Source organism: Streptomyces sp. NA02950, from assembly GCF_013364155.1.
Taxonomy (GTDB): domain Bacteria; phylum Actinomycetota; class Actinomycetes; order Streptomycetales; family Streptomycetaceae; genus Streptomyces.
On sequence record NZ_CP054916.1, the window covers coordinates 7520402 to 7536257 of the forward strand.

Below are 15856 nucleotides of genomic sequence, written 5' to 3' on the forward strand. Positions count from 1 at the left end.
CCCCCTCAGGGCGCCAGGAGTCAGTCGGCGCGGCGCAGGACGACGATCTCCCATTCGCATCCCAGGACCATCCGGTCGCCGGACACCAGCAGCGACTGCACCGCGCCGGGCACGCCCAGGCTGGCGACGGCGCCGTCCGCGAACGGGTTCCAGACGCGGATGGCGCCGTCGTCCGCGGCGACCACCAGCGGACCATCCGGCCCCGTGCCGCAAGCGACCGCGTTCACCCCGCCGACGACGGGCAGGGTTTCCCCGCACGGCCGTACCCGCTGAGCGCCCGACAGGTCCCACAGCCGTACGGTGCCGTCCTGGCCCCCGGTGACGGCGAGCGGAACGCCGTCGTCCGTCACGGTGCAGGCCAGTGCGGTGGCCCAGCCCTGATGGGCCTGCACGGGCGGAACGAGCGGCAGCCCCGTCGCCAGGTCCCACAGGCGCAGGGTCCCGTCGTCGCCGCAGGACAGCACGGCTGGCTGGTCGTCCACGTCCAGGCAGGCCAGCGCGTTGACACCGCCGACGTGCCCGGCCAGCGGCAAGCCCCGGCGGGAGCCGGTCTCCACGTCCCACAGGTGCAGCAGGCCGTCGGTGCCCGCGGACACCAGTACCGGTCGTCGCTCGAGGAACGTGGCCGCCAGCGCCTGCACCGGTGTGGTCGCGGGGGTGAACGCGGGCCCGTACGGGATGCCCTCGCGCAGATCCCAGGCGCGCGGCTGGCCGTCGGCGCCCGCCGTGACCACCAGTGGGCGCTCCCGCACGCCGACGACGGCCACGTCGTGCACGGAGGCGGGCCGTCCGGCCATCGCATCGGCGGGGCCGGTCGCGAAGGGCGTGCCGTACGGCGTGCCCTGCTCCAGGTCCCAGCGGTGCAGCAGGCCGTCGGCACCGGCCGAGACGAGCAGGGTGCGCCCGTCGAGTTCGGCGCGGGCGAGGGCGGTGACCCAGGAGGTGTGGCCGGGCGCGGGGGCGGTGCGCGGCCGGTTGGGCGGTACGTGCCACACCCGAAGCGCCGGGTCCAGACCTGCCGAGACCAGGACGGGTGGCTCGGCCGGGGGGCGGGCGAGGGCGGTCACCGCTCCCATGTGCCCGACGAAACGGCCCTGTTCGGTGCCCCGCGCGGGATCCCAGATCCGGATCGTGCCGTCACTGCTTCCGCTCAGCACCCACGGTCCGAAGCCCTCGGCGTCGCCGGGTGCCTGTCGCCCGTCCCTGGAGTCGTCCACGTGGGAGAGGGCGTAGACCGGGCCGTCGTGTGCGGTGGCCGAAGTCGCCAGCAGCGCATGGGAGACGGCGTCCCAGAGGCGGACGTGACCGTCCTTGCCACCGGTCACCACGCACCGGCGGTCCCCGACGGCGGCGAGGGCGGTCACCCGGCACGGGTGGCGCAGGTCCGGACCGTCCGCCTCGCCCAGCGGCGCGCAGAAGCGGACTGTTCCCTCGTCGTCGGCCACTGCCACGAGCGGCCCGTCCTCGCCCGGCATGCACACCAGGGCGGTGGTGCGGCCCAGGCGGGTGCGCAGTTCCTCGACGGGCAGTTCGCCCAGTAGGTCCCACAGCAGCAGGCGCCCATCCACGTCCGCCGTCACGGCCATCCGCCGCCCCACCATGTCCACGCAAACGAGGGCGCGCACACCGCGCGCACCGGGGAACAGCGGGGCCGCCGTCCGCAGCGGCTCCAGGCCGGGCAGAGCCCGCACTTCCGGGACCCCGTCGGCCGCTACCACCAGCACACCGGGCCGGTCGGCGAGTTCCGTGCAAGCAAGCGCCCGAATTTCGCCCCGGCCGGGATCGGCCGAGGCGCGCACTTGGCCGTGACGGGCGTCCCACACTCGCAGGCGCCCGCCCCGCGTTCCGGTCACCACGTCGGACGGGCCGGTCGCGGGCGCGGCGAGCGCTGTGACCCGGTCCTCGGGCAGGGGAAGGGTAAAGGCGTGGGCCGCGCTGATCCTGCTGGCGGTCGCCCACTGCGGCGGCCACGCCATCGGGATGCCCTGGCCCGGGCCCGGACGGGCCAGCCGGTCGGCGAGCGTGCGGGCGCCCTGCCGTACGGCGTCGATGGCCAGAATGTGCCGGCGGCCCTCGTCGGAGGTCCTGCGGTGGACGTGCGCGCTGGTGCGGTAGACGGTGGCGGCGCTGCGGGCCGACTCCGACTCGGCATGGCCCAGTTCGGGGTCGATCCGGTCGGGGTCGGCGTGGACCAGGAAGCCGGGGTCGGCGCACAGGGCGTCGAAGCAGCCCGCGTCGACGGCGTGCTGGGCGAGGTGACGGCGCAGGTAGTCATCGAGCCCGGCCCAGCGCGGGTCCTCTGCGGCACCAGGTCCACGCAGGGTGCCCAGGAGGGCCGCGTACACCGCCTGCTCGGCCGTCGATCCCGGCGCCGTGCGGGGGCCCGGCGCGGCCTGGCCGCGCAGCTCGTTCGCGATGCTCTGGTGCAGCAGCCGGTACAGGACAGTGCCCCGACCGTCGGGCACGGTGCGCAGGAAGGCGCGGAGTTCGTCCAGGAGCCGTACAACTTCCGTGGTCTGGTCGTCGGGTCCGGAAGCAGGATCGGCTTCGGTGCCGGAATCGGGGTCGGGGGAGCTGACGTCGTCGGGGTCGGGGTCCGTCGGCTCGGCGGTGCCGTCGGGGGCATCGGGGGCATCGGTCTGGGGCGGTATCTCCGCCGTCCCCTCGCCGTCCCCCTCCGTCGCCCCGCGCGGGGAGTCGAAGGCACGGGCGACGGCGGCCACGAGTCCGACCGGCAGACCGTCGCCCTGCGCGAACGCGAGGGTCGTGAGCACCGGGCGCAGCAGATGGTGGGCGTGGTCACCGGCGAACTGGAGGTCCAGCAGGCCCGGCAGGTCTCGGGGGACCCGTTCGCCCAGCCGGCGTGCTGTCTCGGAGTCCTCCAGGGCGTGGGCCACGCCGTTCTGGAGGGCGTACGAGGTGTAGAGGGCGGCGATGAGGTGCGGGCCGGTAGCAGGGGAGGGCTCCGGGTCGGCCAGGGCGTGCGCGGTGGCGGCTGCGAACTGTAAGGCGTGCTTGCCCCGTTCCGGCCCCAGGAGCCGTTCGACGTACGCCCGCAGGTCCGCCTCCAGCGCTTCGTGTCCCACGGCGTCGAGGTCGACCAGGTCGCCGACGGTCCGGGCGCCGGAGATCAGCGCCAGGCAGGGCTCCTCCTCGCGCGCCCCCAGCAGCATCCGGCACAGCGGCAGCCCGTCGGGGCGGTCCAGGGTGGTCAGCGGCAGGAGCAGGTCGCGCACCAGCTCCACCGGGTCCCGTGCCTCGTCGAGCGCGTCGAGCACGACGACGGGCGGCGGGCCCATGCGGCGGCTGAGTGCCTCGATCAGGCGGCGCGGGTCGGTCTCCGGGCCTTCCGGTGACCTGGACCACTCCTGCCCGTGGGCTCCCGTGCGGCGCACCAGGGACCGCACCACTTCGGCGAGGGTGCGCTGGCGCGCGTGGACGGGCAGCGGCGTCGGCCGTGCGGTCACCTCACGGCCCAACGGCTCCCACAACGCCCTTGTCCCCTCCCGCAGCTCGGGTTGCGCGGCGCACAGCAGCACGCCCAGGAGCGCGGACTTGCCCGCGCCAGGACTGCCGGTGACCACCATCAGCCGGCTCACGCCGGTGCCGCCAGCGAGCCACAGCGCCACCCGCTCGACCTCTGCCGCACGGCCGGTGAACAGTCCCTGCCGTTCGGCCGGGGCGACCGGGAAGCCCGCGCCGCCCTGGGCGTGGCGGCGGAAGTGGTCGGGGTCGGCCACCTCGTCGAGCACCGGGTCAAACGCCCCGGGCGCGGCCGGGAACGGCGCCGGCCCCGCGTACGCCGTCCAGTAGCCGGGGTTGGGCAGGAACGGCAGATCGGGGCCCACGCCGTCTAGCGCGCTGACGGTGATGCGCTGGGCCAGCCCGTCCTGTGCCTCGGTCATCTCTCCCAGCCGCTTGCGCACCTCGTCGGCGAACCAGTGGAAGCTGATGTACCGGCTGCCCGGATCGAATTGCAACCGCCGCTCCGCCAGCGCGGTCAGCACCTCGGCCACGGCCTTGCTGAACCGGCCGTCCACCGCCATCTCGGCCTCGGCCGAAGCGGCCATCACCCAGGCCCGGTTGGACCCGTCGAGCATCCGGCGCAGCTGCCACTCCAGGCGGGCGGCGGCTCCGGAGTGGCACAGATCGAGCAGGAACAGCACCAGGGGCCGGCCGGGGAAGTCCTCCACCGCGGACAGCCAGCCCCCCACCGAGGTGCGCGCGGTGTGGACACTGTCGGAGCCGAGGACGTACAACCCGGTGGGCTTGAGCGCCCCGTGGCTGACGACATGGACGATGAGGACGCCATCCGGTCCGGGCGCGGCGATCCGCTCGTGCACGGCGTCGCCGAGCCTGTCGGCCGTCGGGCCGTCCGACCCGTCCTCGGGGGCCATCCGTTCGCATCGGTAGCCGAAGCAGGGCAGTTCCAGCGCCGAGGTCAACGCGGACACCCGCTCGGTGGCGAACACCAGGGGATCGGGCCCCTCATCGTCGAGTCCGAACTCCGCATCGGGCGCGAACCAGCCCACGCCCACACTCAGAGCGCTGCGCACCAGCCCGTCTCCCGGCGTCTCGGTCGGGGCGGGATCGGTCGGGACGGGAGCTGGACCGGTCGAGACGGGGACGGTACAGGTCGGGTCGGGAGCAGGATCCGTCGGCGGGCCCGCGCCCAGGGCGGCGGTCATGACCGGTGCGGTCCCTCGTCCTTCGCAGCCTCGGCTGCCATCCGGGCCAGGAGCAGGGCGAGCTCCGCGGTGCCGGGCCCGTCCGCGCCGACCCGCGCCCTGAGCCGCTCCAAGGCCAGCGCGCCCCAGGCGAGGGCACCCGGAACATCGCCGCAGTCGGCGAGGAGACGTACCTGGTCGCGCACGGCCTCACGCACGGCTGGGTCGTCGTCGCCGAGGGCGCCCATGGGCTCCAGATGCCGGGTCAGCCCCAGGAGGCCGTCGCCGTCCCCGGCCAGCGCCGAGGCGACGGCGGCGTGCCAGGAGGTGAACGCGGCCCGGGCCAGACGTTCCGCGGCACGCACGTCCACCGGATCCATGCGCTCCCTGCGTACCCGCCCCACCACAGACGCCAGAAACACGGCCGCCCCGTCGTCGGCGGCCGTGACCAGCGCCGTGTCCGTGAGGGCGGCCAGCGCCGCGCCGTACGTCCGCGGCAGGGCCCGCGAGAAGAACCCGGTTGGCACTGGGCCCCTGGCGAGCACCGCACACAGGTCCAGAAGTGGCGCGGCTGCCGGGCAATCCCGTACGGCCTGGTCCTGGGCGAGCGCGCACACCTCGGCCACCGGGTCGTCGAGAGGGGCGGCGGGCCGGGCTCCGGGGGCCGCGTCCGCGCCGAGCGCGGTGAGCAGGGCGTCCGGGACCAGCCGAGGCAGCAGCCCGGCCGCCATCGTCAAGGCCAGGGGCACGTCGTCGAGTCTGGCCGCGATGCGCAGCGCCACGGGAGCGGCCAGCCCCGGCACCCGGTCGAGCAGGAAGCGGATGCTGGTGGCCCGCTTGAACGAGGGGACGGGACGCGGCACGAACCCGTTCGGCCAGTCGCTCTCGACGGAGGTGACCAGGACGGTGCCGGGCCCGTCGGGCAGCGGCGCGGGGAGGTCCTCCGGCCGGGCGCCGTCGACCACCAGCAGCCACGTTGCAGCGTCCTGCCCGCCGGTGGTCCGCAACAGTGCGGGCAGTTCGGGTCCGGTTGTGGGCCGTCCGGCCGTCACCCACGCCACGTGGTCGTAGGCCTGGCCGTACAGCGCCACGTACCGCGCGGCCGTCGCGGTGGCGCCGCCACCCTCACGGGCCGTCAGCACCAGGCCCGCTCCGCGCCCGCCGAAAGCGCCCGCGTGCACCTCGGCCAGCAGTTCGTCCCGCTCCAGGAGCGCGCCGACCGGGGGCACGGCCCCGGAGACGGCGGGCGTCTTAGTTCCCGCCACTGGCCCGGTGACGGCCGACGGCGTGCCGCGCGCCTCGGCCGGGGCCGGCTCCTCCAGCTGCCGGGCCAGCGTCTCGTACTGTCCGCTCAGGTGGCGCAGGGCCTGCGCGGTGACGGTGGCGAAGGGTTGCACCGAGCGGGCGGCGCCGACCGCGGTCGCCTCCCCGCTCAGCAGGGCCGTGAAGTCGGTGGTGGGGGTGCCCGAGCGCTGGAGGCGATCGAACAGCCACTCCGTGACGAGGGACAGCGTCTGCAGAACCTGGGTGCGCCGCGCCATGCCCAGCAGGACCTCGCGGACGCCGGGACGGAAGTCGAACGGCACGGACAGCACCTCGTGCCCGGCGGTGTCCGCGGCGTCGGCGGCATCCTCGCTGGCGCGGGTGACCAGGCCCGTGAAGAGGACCTCGGTGAGCACGGACGGGCGGGTGTCCCCGCACACCGCTTGCTGCACCAAGCGCATTACCGGCAGACTCAGCGGCACCCCCGCCAGATGCGACGCGAGCCGTAGTGCCGCCGGGCTGGCACGCTTGCCGAAGTCGCGGACGAGTTTCTCAGGGGTAGCCGCCACGGAATCGGCCGCCAGTGCCGGACCGGGCGCCTCGACGGCGACGGGGGATTCCGGGACCAGTGTGGCCACGGTGTCCCACACGGTGATCTCGCCGCTGACCAGGGCGGCCCACGGCCCGAGCCAGCGCGGGTCGAGTTCCAGCACGGGTACGACTATGGCGCGCTCCGCGGGCCGGTGGCTGTCCAACGGCGTAACGGCGAGGCGGGCGTTGGGCACGCCGGGCGCCTCCGTGCCGAGCCGTACGTCGTGGACGCTCAGCGCGCTCTGCTCCCACATGCGGCGTGGCAGCAACTGCACCAGCGCGACCGGGCCGGACTGCCCCCAGGTGCGCAGCAGCCGGCCCAGCGTGCCGTCCGCCCAGGACGGGCTGACGCAGTCGGAGGCCACCAGCACGATGCGCCTCCCGGTGGGGTCGACGATCTCCAGGGGGCTTCGGTCCCCACGGCGCTCGCCCGGGCCGACGGTGGGCGGGCGCAGCACGATGCCGTGAGAGGGGATCTCCTCGGTCGGCAGCAGCCAGTGCTGCACGGAACGGAACGCCCCGACGCTGCCCAGCACGGACAGGAATTCCCGGACCGTGTCGCGCCAGACCGTCATGGACACCGAGTCGTCCACGACCAGCACCAGGTCCAGCCAGCGGCTGGGCGCCGGGCGCAGCACGGGGGACCACTGGGCGGTGTCGACGATGCCCTCCACCGTGGCCTCCTCGTCCAGCACGGTCACGTCCCGCGACGGGACCCGGCGGGTCAGCGGGCGCAGCGCGCGGGCGAGCGACGCGCGCCGCGGCAGGGCGGCCGGCACCCGCAGCCGTATCTGTTCGCTCCCGGCGCCTCCCCGTGCGGGCCCCGTCTGCGGCGGGTACAGCACCCTCCGGGAGCCCGGTCCGGCGCCGGACCAATGCTCCTCAGGCGCCGCGACGGGGGCCGCGTGCGCCGGAGCCTCCCACGGCGGCTGCTCCGTGGCCTGCGGCCCGCCGTCCGGCCCGGCGACGGCGGCCGGGCTGCCACGGGCCGGGCCGGCCGGGGAGGCCGGCGGCCCCAGGCGGTCCGCCAACCACAACGCGTCCGCCAGCTGCTCGGCCTCGGGCGCTTCTCCGAAAAGCCGCAGCAGCTCGGCCAGTTCCCTGATCACGTGCCCGGCCCGAGAGGCCTGAGCAGCATCCGCACCAGCTCCTCGCGCCCTTCGGTGGTGCCGCCTCCGAGGGACAGGTAGATGGCGTTGAGAAGCTGGTCGGTGGAGAGCAGTCCCTCTTCGCGGTTGCGCAGGAAGGTGTCGATGAGGTGCCGGGCGCGGTCGGTGGCGTCCCACCCCAGATGTGCCTCGACGATACGGGTGAGCTTCTCCACGTCCGGTTCGGGCAGTTCGAGCCGGATGCAGCGGCGCAGGAACGCTGGGGGGAACTCACGCTCGCCGTTGCTGGTGAGCACCACGAACGGAAAGTTGGTGCACTGCACGCGGCCTTCGGTGACGGCCGCGACACTGCCGGGATCGTGAGTGTGGACTTCCACGGTGCGCTCCTTCGTCAGTCGCACGAGTTCGGGGATCTCGAACTCCCCTTCCTCGAAGACGTGGAGAAGGTCGTTGGGAAGGTCCATGTCGCTCTTGTCGAGTTCGTCGATGAGCAGAACCCGCGGACAGGGGGAGGGCAGCAACGCCGTGCCGAGCGGTCCCAGCCGCAGATACGTCCCGATGTCCGAGCGCTCCTCGACGATCGGGGGCGGCTCATTCTCCGGCCGAGGGCGCGCGGCGGCGACCCGACCGGCTTCGCGCAGCCGTCCGACGGCGTCGTATGTGTACAGGCCATCCTTGAGCGTCGTGCGGCTTGTGACCGGCCAGGTGAGCATCCGGCCGAGCCCGAGCTCAAGGGCGACGTGATAGGCGAGGCTGGACTTGCCGGTGCCTGGCCGGCCCGTCACCAGCAGCGGACGGCGCAGCAGGAGCGCCGCGTTGACGGCGTCGACCGTCTGCGGATCCGACTGGTACGCGTGGGCCCGCAGGACGGAGCGGTCCGCGGCGTGGTCTGCCTCCCCGCCCCGGGTCATGTCGCGCCACGGCGGCGGCGCGGGCAGCCGCCTGATTCCTTCGTGGGGCTCGCCGTGGCCCCGGTAGATACGCCAGTCCTGCACGTCGTCCTGCTCCTCCCGGCCCGCCGTCGGGCACTACGGCCATCGCAATGCGCCTCCGGCTCCGACGGTGCGGGTCGGATCGTCCCAGAGGAGCGCGATGTGCCGCCCCCATTCCAGTTCCGCCGACCGTAGCGCGTCCGCGCGAAACGACCGTACTCGTTCCGGCAGTTGCTCGGATCCTCCGCCGTGCATCAGTTCCCGCGCGGTCCAGCGGAAGGCGCCTCGCGGTGTGCGGTCGGCCGGCCCCGTCCGCCTCTCCCAGAGCACCACCGGCACACCCGCGTCGAGTGCCGTGGCGAGCGCGTCCGCCGTGGCGGCGCTGGACCGGTCCTCGGGGTCCGGCGGCTCGACGACCACCGCGCAGACGGAGTCCGGGACGGCTCGCGGGCCGTGCCCGCCGGCCCGGCGGCCCGGACCCAGCCACAGCACCTCGTCCTCCGGCAGGGCGCCGCCACCGGTGAAGGCGTCCCAGCGCCGTGCCCACTCGTGGTACGCGAGCTGGTCGGTGGCGCGTTCGAGGTCGCGGACGACGACGGGGCAGCGGACGCCCAGGGCGGACTCCAGTGTCCCGCCGACGGGGTCCCGGCCGTTCGTCACCCACTGGTCCACGGGCAGGTCCAGCAGGGACCGTGGCAGCAGGAACTCGACGCGTCCGGGCGGGCGGCCACCCGTGTAGTCCCTGACTACCGTCATGAAGTCATCGATCATGTACGGGACTTGGGACAGCAGCCGGGGCTCGTCCTCCTGGAGCAGCGTCAGCCATCCGTCCTCCCCGTACCCCAGCCAGGCCGACAGCAGGCAGGAGTCACCGAGAGGCAGATAGGGCTGGAGACTGAGCACGAGCAGAGCGTCCTCGTCGGCGGGCCTGCCGAGTTCGCGCTCCGGCGGGGGCGACGGGTGAGGAAGCCCGAGGCGGCGGGTGAGCCTCGTGTTCCACCGGTCCACCGCCTCCCGCATGTGCTCCGGCGCGCGGCGGCTCGCCACTAGCGCCTGGGTGAACCGCAGTACGCGGGGAGTCATGCCCTGCGGTGCGGGCAGGTCCTCCAGCACGGCGACGGCCTCGCCCGGATCGGTCGGCAGGCGTTCGACCACCGGGCTTGCCGCTTCGAGGTAGGCCGCCAGCCAGGGCCTGCCCGGCTGGGAGCCGAGGACGGCGACCAGTTCGCGCCGCTCGCCCTCCCGCAACGCCAGGGGAACGGTGAGCACCTCGGCCAGTCGCCGGAACCGCTCCACCTCGCGGTTGTCGCCGTGGAACGCCGTGAGTACCTCGATCAGCGCGGCCAGCCCGCCGGGCACGCGCAGACACTCCTGCACGATCGCGAGGACTTCCCGCCGAACGGAGGTGTGGCGCGGGATCCGCGCCGAGATCTGCGGCTCGAGTTCGTCGATGATCACCGCGCGCGTGGGGTCGTCACGAAACCCGTCCAAGGCGATCAGGATCTCGGTCAGTTCGCTCAGTGCCCCCCGCGCGTCCGGCTCATGCATCAGGAATAGGGTCCGCAGGCCGTGCCGACTGCCGCCATACTGCGCCTCCGGGGAGTAGGGGTGGTCCGCTCACGGGCCAGGCCAATTGTAGGGAGGGTAGTCAACTTTCCGTGGTGGTTTGGCTGTCTCTTCAGCCGCGCGCGGAGCAGCTGAGTGGCCTTACGCGCCCTGAGAGGATCAGAGCATGGCGGACTCACCTCTGCAGATCAATGCCCTCATCGTCGATGCCACCGGCTCCGAGCGGCTTGCCGCGTTCTGGTCCGAGCTACTCGGCAGGACGGTCGTGGGCCGCACGGGACCGTACGTATGGCTGCGGCGCGAGAACGGCCTGGGTCTGGGTTTCCAGCAGACCGCCCGATCCAAGCGGGGCAAGAACCGCATGCGACTGCCCCTGGGGCCTACCTCTCGAGAAGGCACGGGTAGGTGACCGCACCGCTCGCGGCCCGGCTGGAGAAGACGGGCGAGTTCGTCGACGGTTAGGCGCTCGCCCCCGAGGGAGCGTGGGTCCGCTACGACGGCGAGGGCCGCCCGCCGGTCACCGACGGCCCATTCGCCGAGACCAAGGACCTCATCGCAGGCTGGATGGTGATCGATGTCGACAGCTACGAGCGCGCCATCGGGCTGGCCGGGGACCTGTCGGCCACCCCTCGGGCGTGTGGGTGCCGGAAACGGTGTCACCCTATGCGACTTGCGTGTATTCGTGGATGAGGCTGCCGAGTCGATCGCGTCGATGGATGCGAGTGTTGTCGGTGGCGATGAGTGGTTTGGGCTTGGTGTATCGGTCCGGCGCCCGTTGTCCAAGGGATCGATGCGGCTGGTGTCTGAAGTTTCCCCATGATCCTGGACACTCTTCTTCTACGCTGCGAGCGTTTGGTCGTTACGGAGCCGCTGACGCGTCTCGTGGGGCGTGAGGTACCCGAAGACAGCGTGTTTGCGTAGGCGGCCGCCGGTTGTAGAAGGTCTCGATGAATGCGAACACGTCGGCGCGGGCGGAGGCCCGGTTGGGCCAGATCCGGGTGCGGGTCTCCTCTTTGAGCACGGCCCAGAAGCTCTCTGCCGCGGTGTCGTCAAAACAGGAGCCAGTCCTCCCCGGTACTCTGGCGACGCCCCAACACGCATACTTCCGCGCGGAATTCAGCTGACGTGTACTCGCTTCCGCAGTCCCTGTGTGCGATGCGGCCGGGGTGCAGGCCGTCCCTGCCGTGTGCCATCCTGTGCCGCTCGAAAAGTCATCGCCGCAGACGGGCGAGGTGTGGCCAGGCGGCTGGGAGCATGTCCGCGTGATCGTTGCCTTGCTGTACAACGGCCTCGGGGCCCGGGAGCCCCTGACATCCGGGCCCTTCGTAGTCTCGGGCGGCGGTGAAGGGCCCGGAAGCCGCGGTTACCCGCAGTCGATCTCGGGCACGCCTGCCTCGGTGAGCATCGTGAAGAGGCTGGCGATGGGACCGGCACGGTTGGTTCGGTCTGTGGTGAGGATCAACCGATGAGCAGCTCTGGACAGACCTACGAAGAAAGTTGCAGTTCCTTCGGGGAGGTCCCTGCCGAGAGCCCACCACTGTCTGTCGTGAATGCCCAGGAAGAATACCGTGTGGTATTCAAGGCCCTTGCTGCGGTGAGCCGTGAGCAGGACGACGGCTTCGGTGCACTCGAACTCATTGAGTACCTCCCCCCAGTCAGCAGCCGGGGCAATTGAGGTCTCAAGGCGTGCCTCGAACGCGCCCCTGATGAGGTCGAAGTCCTCGCCGGGCGTCGTCGCCTTGACGTAGCGACGGAGGGCGGTGCCGTCGACGAGAGCGAGTACCTGCTGGACGGTGTCGGCGGCGGACACAGTCGACGGAGGGTGGGATTCGAGCCAGGCCCGTAGCCGGAGAGTCATCCCGGTAAGGTTCTCGCCGACTCGGTGCTGGTCGACTTCGTCGTCGGTCGCGCCGTGCACACGCTCCAGAGTCGTCGATACGTCCTGCCAGATGGTGGGCAGGCCATGGGGCTCGTGCGCCAGCCGGAGCAGCCCGATGAGCAGGTGGGTGGTCTCGCTCTTCAGCAGGTCTTGGAGGGCCATTTTGCCGACCCGTGCGTCGTCGTTGCGGACTCTGATCCCGTGCTGGGCAAGGTGCGCCCGGAACAGCGGCTCGAAGTCCTTGATTTTCTGCCGTGCGATGAACGCGAAGTCCGCCGGGGTGCGGTTCGATCTGGCGATGTCGCGGGCAATCCAGTCGGCAATGAGCTGTGCCTCTGCCTGGGCGGTGGAGAACGTCCACAGTACGGCTGGATCGTGTCCGTCTTCGGCGGTTGCCTTCGAGGTGGCCCGTACGGCGGTGGGGCCCAGCCGACGAGCGATGACGTGCTGCAGCGCGACTAGCGCGTCGCTGGAACGGAAATTCCAGGCCAGCGAGTAAGTGGTGGCGTCAAATGCGTCGGTGAAGCGTTGGACAGCGTTGGGCAGGGCGCCGGCCCAGCCCATGATCCGCTGCTTGCTGTCGCCGACCGCGGTCACGGCGGTCTCCTCCCCGAACACGGACGTGAGGAAGGAAAACTGCGCGCTGGTCGTGTCCTGGAATTCGTCGACGAACACCACGGGGTAGGTCATGCGCAGGGCGCGTCTGAGTCCCGCCACCGCGCGGACCAGCAGCTCCGCGAGCCGGTTCAGCATGACGAAGTCGAGTTGGGCCTTTCCCGACCGTAGGTAGCGGGCGTGCCACCACTCGCGCACGGCGTACGAGATGGCGTCGATTTCGTCATCGGCGGGCACGATCTCTGGCAGGTCGTAATTGCCGACGACACCGGGGACGAAGCGGTTCGTCTGGAATCGGGCGACCTCCCACCGCAGTGACTCGGGGGCAGCGTGAGCGATGCCGTTGAGGAACGCTCCCACCTCCGCGTTGGAGGCCGTGCTGATGTCGTACCCATCAACCATGCGCCAGTCTGGCGGTAGAGCCGGCGCGAACCGATCCACCAGTCCCTTGGTGAACGCATCGAAGGTCATCGACGCGAATCGACCGGCGTGTTCCGGGACACGGGCAGCGACACGGCGGCCGAGGTTGGCAGCAGCGTCCCGCTTGAAGGAGATCGCCAGAATGTGCTGTGGCCACGGGCAGAGCCCGGTCTGCAAGAGGTACGCGGCGCGCTGAGCGAGGAACTCCGTTTTGCCCGCGCCAGGCCCGGCCACTACTGCCACGTTGCCGACGTCCCGCAGAGCCTCCCACGCAGATGGCTCCAAGTCCTCGATGCCCGCCGGGCGCCAACCGTCCGCCGGGATTAGCGCAGTCCGGCGTGGTGCCGCCGGGGGCGTTGGGATGAGAGGGCCGGGGGTGCTCACAGCGAGATCGCCTTCCGGATGTGCTCCACGAGGGCGGTGAGGACCTCCGGGACATTCAGTCTGATCTCTTTGTCGCTGAGGCGGCCGAGCGCGCTCATGTGAGTGCTTGGTTTCGACCGTGACAGGAACAGGTAGCGGTACCAGCCCAGCCACTCGGTCTTGTTCTCCCAGTAGCGCGGCCTGGTTCCCTTCGCTCCCAGGACCGTGGTGGTGGGGTCACTGGAGTCCGGCCCGTGTTGGTTGCCTTCGAGGTGGGTGTAGGCGTTCTCGAACGCGCACAACATGGCGTAGTCAAGGTCGAGCGGCTCGGAGTAGAAGACGGCGAAGGTGCGCAGATGCTGCAGGATCGGACGGATGTGCTTGAGGAGGAGGCCGTCGTGGATCTCTTCGACCTCGTCGTAGCCGTTCAGCCCTTCCAACGGGTCCAGCCCGTTGTCCATGAGACGGTTGCACGCGTCTCGGAGCCGGGCCGGGCCGGAACCGGCCTTGCCGTAGTCGAGATCCAGCAGGGTGGCATGGGGGACGTCCAGGTCGTTGAGCAGCTTCCACATGTGGTTGGTGTGCCGGCCGTCGAGCGGCACCATCGCTACGAACGACGGGTCCAGGTGTACACCGTGGGCCCGGGCGACCCGGGGGATGACGAGCTGCTCAGTATCACCTTCGCCGAGCACCACGAACTTGGCAAAGTACAGTTCCGGGTGGGCTCGCACCGCCTCACGCACATACTTCCCCGCCTCGGTGGTGTCGTCGGGGAGAGTGATCTCTCGGACCGATGCGGTCGCTGTGACCGGCTCCGTACGGAAGTACCGAACGTCCTCCGGGCGGATACGGGGCATGACGCTGGCGGAGTGGCTGGAGAGGACCGCCTGCGTCGCCGTGGAGCCGCTCAGCGCCTGCAATTGACCGACGATCCGGGACAGGAAGAACGGCGCAAGGCTGTTCTCCGGTTCCTCGACCGCGATCAGGGTCAGGTTCGGCAGATGCGCGGCCTCCAGCGTGAAGTCGTCGCTGTGCTGGCCGCCGTAGACCGCAGCTTCGACGTCGAGGGCCGCTGCCACCAGAGCGAGGTGCAACAGCGACCGTTGCCCGTCGCTCAGCATGCGTGCCGGCCTGGGGCGGCTGTGGTGATCGGGCTCGAAGACAAGCTCGGAGTTGCGGATCAGCTGGGTGAAGTCGCCGTCGAGGAGACGTAGTTTGGGTTCCGAGTGCAGACCCGCGTCGTGCAGCTCCTGCCACCGCGCGCTCAGCGCGCCCTCGACCGCCCGGACAACGGGCTCGTCGGCGAACTGATCGGCGACTTCCGCCGCGTGGTCAGTGACGAGGTCGCGCAAATCAGATGACCACTGCGCTGCCCGCCAGAGCCGACTGCGGAGGAAGGCCGTCACCTGGCGCACGCCGTCGCGTGAGGCCGGAATGTAGATCATCTGGATGCGGCTGCGCTCCCGAGCCGTCAACGGCACGTAGTCGTCCTCGCTGTACTCCTCGGCGAGGGTGTTGACGATCACACGTGTCTCGGTGATGGCACCCTCCACCGTGCCGTCGTCGACCCATTCCGCCAGGAGTGCCAACCGCACCTTCAGCTCGCCATCCTCCGTGGCGGCCATGCGACGGAAGAACTCCGGTACCGCTCGGAGCACTTCCGCCCGCTCCTGGTGTTCATCGCCCTCCGCGGCGTCATCATCTGCATCCCCGACCTCGTCGTCCTCTCCGGGGTCGTCGAGTTCGGGGAAGGCGAGTACCGCTTCGATCGTCAACTCACGGCTGGCGGGAACGTCGGTCTCGCCAGCGGGCACGTGGAAGTCGTCCACGCGTACGGACCGCTCCTGCCCGGATATCCCGAACAACCGCAGCAGCGCCTCGCACGCCGCGGTCTTGCCCGAGCCATTGGCGCCGATAAAGGCGGTCATGCCTGAGTGCAGCCGAAGGGAAGTGCGCCCCGGCCCGAAGCACTTGAAGTTCTCCAGCACGAGCTTCTCGATGAACATTCGTCACTTTCCGATACAACGATGTCATGGGCGGCGATACCGCGCCGAAGAGGGTATCGAAATCATGTGATCTCCGGGCTCGTACGATCAAAGTCGTCGCGGGCCTTGCCCGCGGCAACACCCGTAACGCGGCCAGAGTGAGCCACGCCAGCCACGTGAGCGCCATAGGCAGCTACCCGGCCCAACCGATCTCGCGTACCTCGATGGCCCCGTCGTGCGGCATGTACTGGATCCAGCAGTGCGCCCCGAACGCTTCACGGATCTCCTCGACACTGCCTGGGTCCCGTACATCCGGCCACTCCCTTGGAGTGGCACGCACGAGCTCGACGAGCTCCAGGACCTCGCGCCGCGCGTCCGCCGGCAATTCGCCCATCACGTCGGAGGCCAGTTCCTCCACCACCACGCCATAACGCATTGCACGCCCCCGTGCTCGTGAGCATCTGTG

General features: G+C 71.3%; 8 protein-coding genes and 1 pseudogene. 2 read left to right on the forward strand and 7 right to left on the reverse strand.

Annotation, left to right across the window (positions count from 1 at the left end; genetic code table 11):
- Window positions 1-20: 20 nt before the first annotated feature.
- The 4 genes from HUT19_RS44065 to HUT19_RS33090 all read right to left on the reverse strand — a co-directional run bounded on the left by HUT19_RS44065 (window position 21) and on the right by HUT19_RS33090 (window position 10110).
- Window positions 21-4556: an AAA family ATPase gene (locus HUT19_RS44065; RefSeq protein WP_176183961.1), complete on the reverse strand. Its 4536-nt coding sequence runs from the start codon at window positions 4554-4556 to the stop codon at window positions 21-23.
- Between the two features lie 128 nt (window positions 4557-4684).
- Window positions 4685-7630: an SAV_2336 N-terminal domain-related protein gene (locus tag HUT19_RS33080; RefSeq protein ID WP_176183962.1), complete on the reverse strand. Its 2946-nt coding sequence runs from the start codon at window positions 7628-7630 to the stop codon at window positions 4685-4687.
- Window positions 7627-8625 carry a MoxR family ATPase gene (locus HUT19_RS33085; RefSeq protein ID WP_176183963.1) on the reverse strand — a complete coding sequence of 333 codons (999 nt, stop codon included), beginning with the start codon at window positions 8623-8625 and terminating at the stop codon, window positions 7627-7629. Before HUT19_RS33085 ends, HUT19_RS33080 begins: the two co-directional genes overlap by 4 nt.
- A gap of 33 nt (window positions 8626-8658) precedes the next feature.
- On the reverse strand, window positions 8659-10110 hold the full coding sequence (locus HUT19_RS33090) for a hypothetical protein (RefSeq protein WP_176183964.1): 1452 nt from the start codon (window positions 10108-10110) through the stop codon (window positions 8659-8661).
- Between the two features lie 184 nt (window positions 10111-10294).
- Between HUT19_RS33090 and HUT19_RS33095 the strand changes: the two genes are divergently transcribed.
- Complete coding sequence (locus HUT19_RS33095; RefSeq protein ID WP_176183965.1) at window positions 10295-10537, forward strand: VOC family protein; 243 nt, start codon at window positions 10295-10297, stop codon at window positions 10535-10537.
- Between the two features lie 11 nt (window positions 10538-10548).
- Window positions 10549-10752 (forward strand): annotated as a pseudogene (locus tag HUT19_RS33100) (YciI family protein); the annotation flags it as partial.
- A gap of 739 nt (window positions 10753-11491) precedes the next feature.
- Here HUT19_RS33100 and HUT19_RS33105 read toward each other — a convergent pair.
- The 3 genes from HUT19_RS33105 to HUT19_RS33115 form a co-directional block, all read right to left on the reverse strand.
- On the reverse strand, window positions 11492-13426 hold the full coding sequence (locus tag HUT19_RS33105) for a UvrD-helicase domain-containing protein (protein ID WP_303332262.1): 1935 nt from the start codon (window positions 13424-13426) through the stop codon (window positions 11492-11494).
- Window positions 13423-15411, reverse strand: coding sequence for an ATP-dependent endonuclease (locus tag HUT19_RS33110; protein WP_176183967.1), 1989 nt, complete (start codon window positions 15409-15411; stop codon window positions 13423-13425). Before HUT19_RS33110 ends, HUT19_RS33105 begins: the two co-directional genes overlap by 4 nt.
- Window positions 15412-15583: 172 nt before the next feature.
- Complete coding sequence (locus HUT19_RS33115; RefSeq protein ID WP_176183968.1) at window positions 15584-15826, reverse strand: hypothetical protein; 243 nt, start codon at window positions 15824-15826, stop codon at window positions 15584-15586.
- Window positions 15827-15856: the final 30 nt, after the last annotated feature.

Coding starts and splice junctions, on each gene's coding strand:
- HUT19_RS33090 (WP_176183964.1), bottom strand. CDS start 10,110: ATGCATGAGCCGGACGCGCGGGGGGCACTGAGCGAACTGACCGAGATC.
- HUT19_RS33110 (WP_176183967.1), bottom strand. CDS start 15,411: ATGTTCATCGAGAAGCTCGTGCTGGAGAACTTCAAGTGCTTCGGGCCG.
- HUT19_RS33095 (WP_176183965.1), top strand. CDS start 10,295: ATGGCGGACTCACCTCTGCAGATCAATGCCCTCATCGTCGATGCCACC.
- HUT19_RS33115 (WP_176183968.1), bottom strand. CDS start 15,826: ATGCGTTATGGCGTGGTGGTGGAGGAACTGGCCTCCGACGTGATGGGC.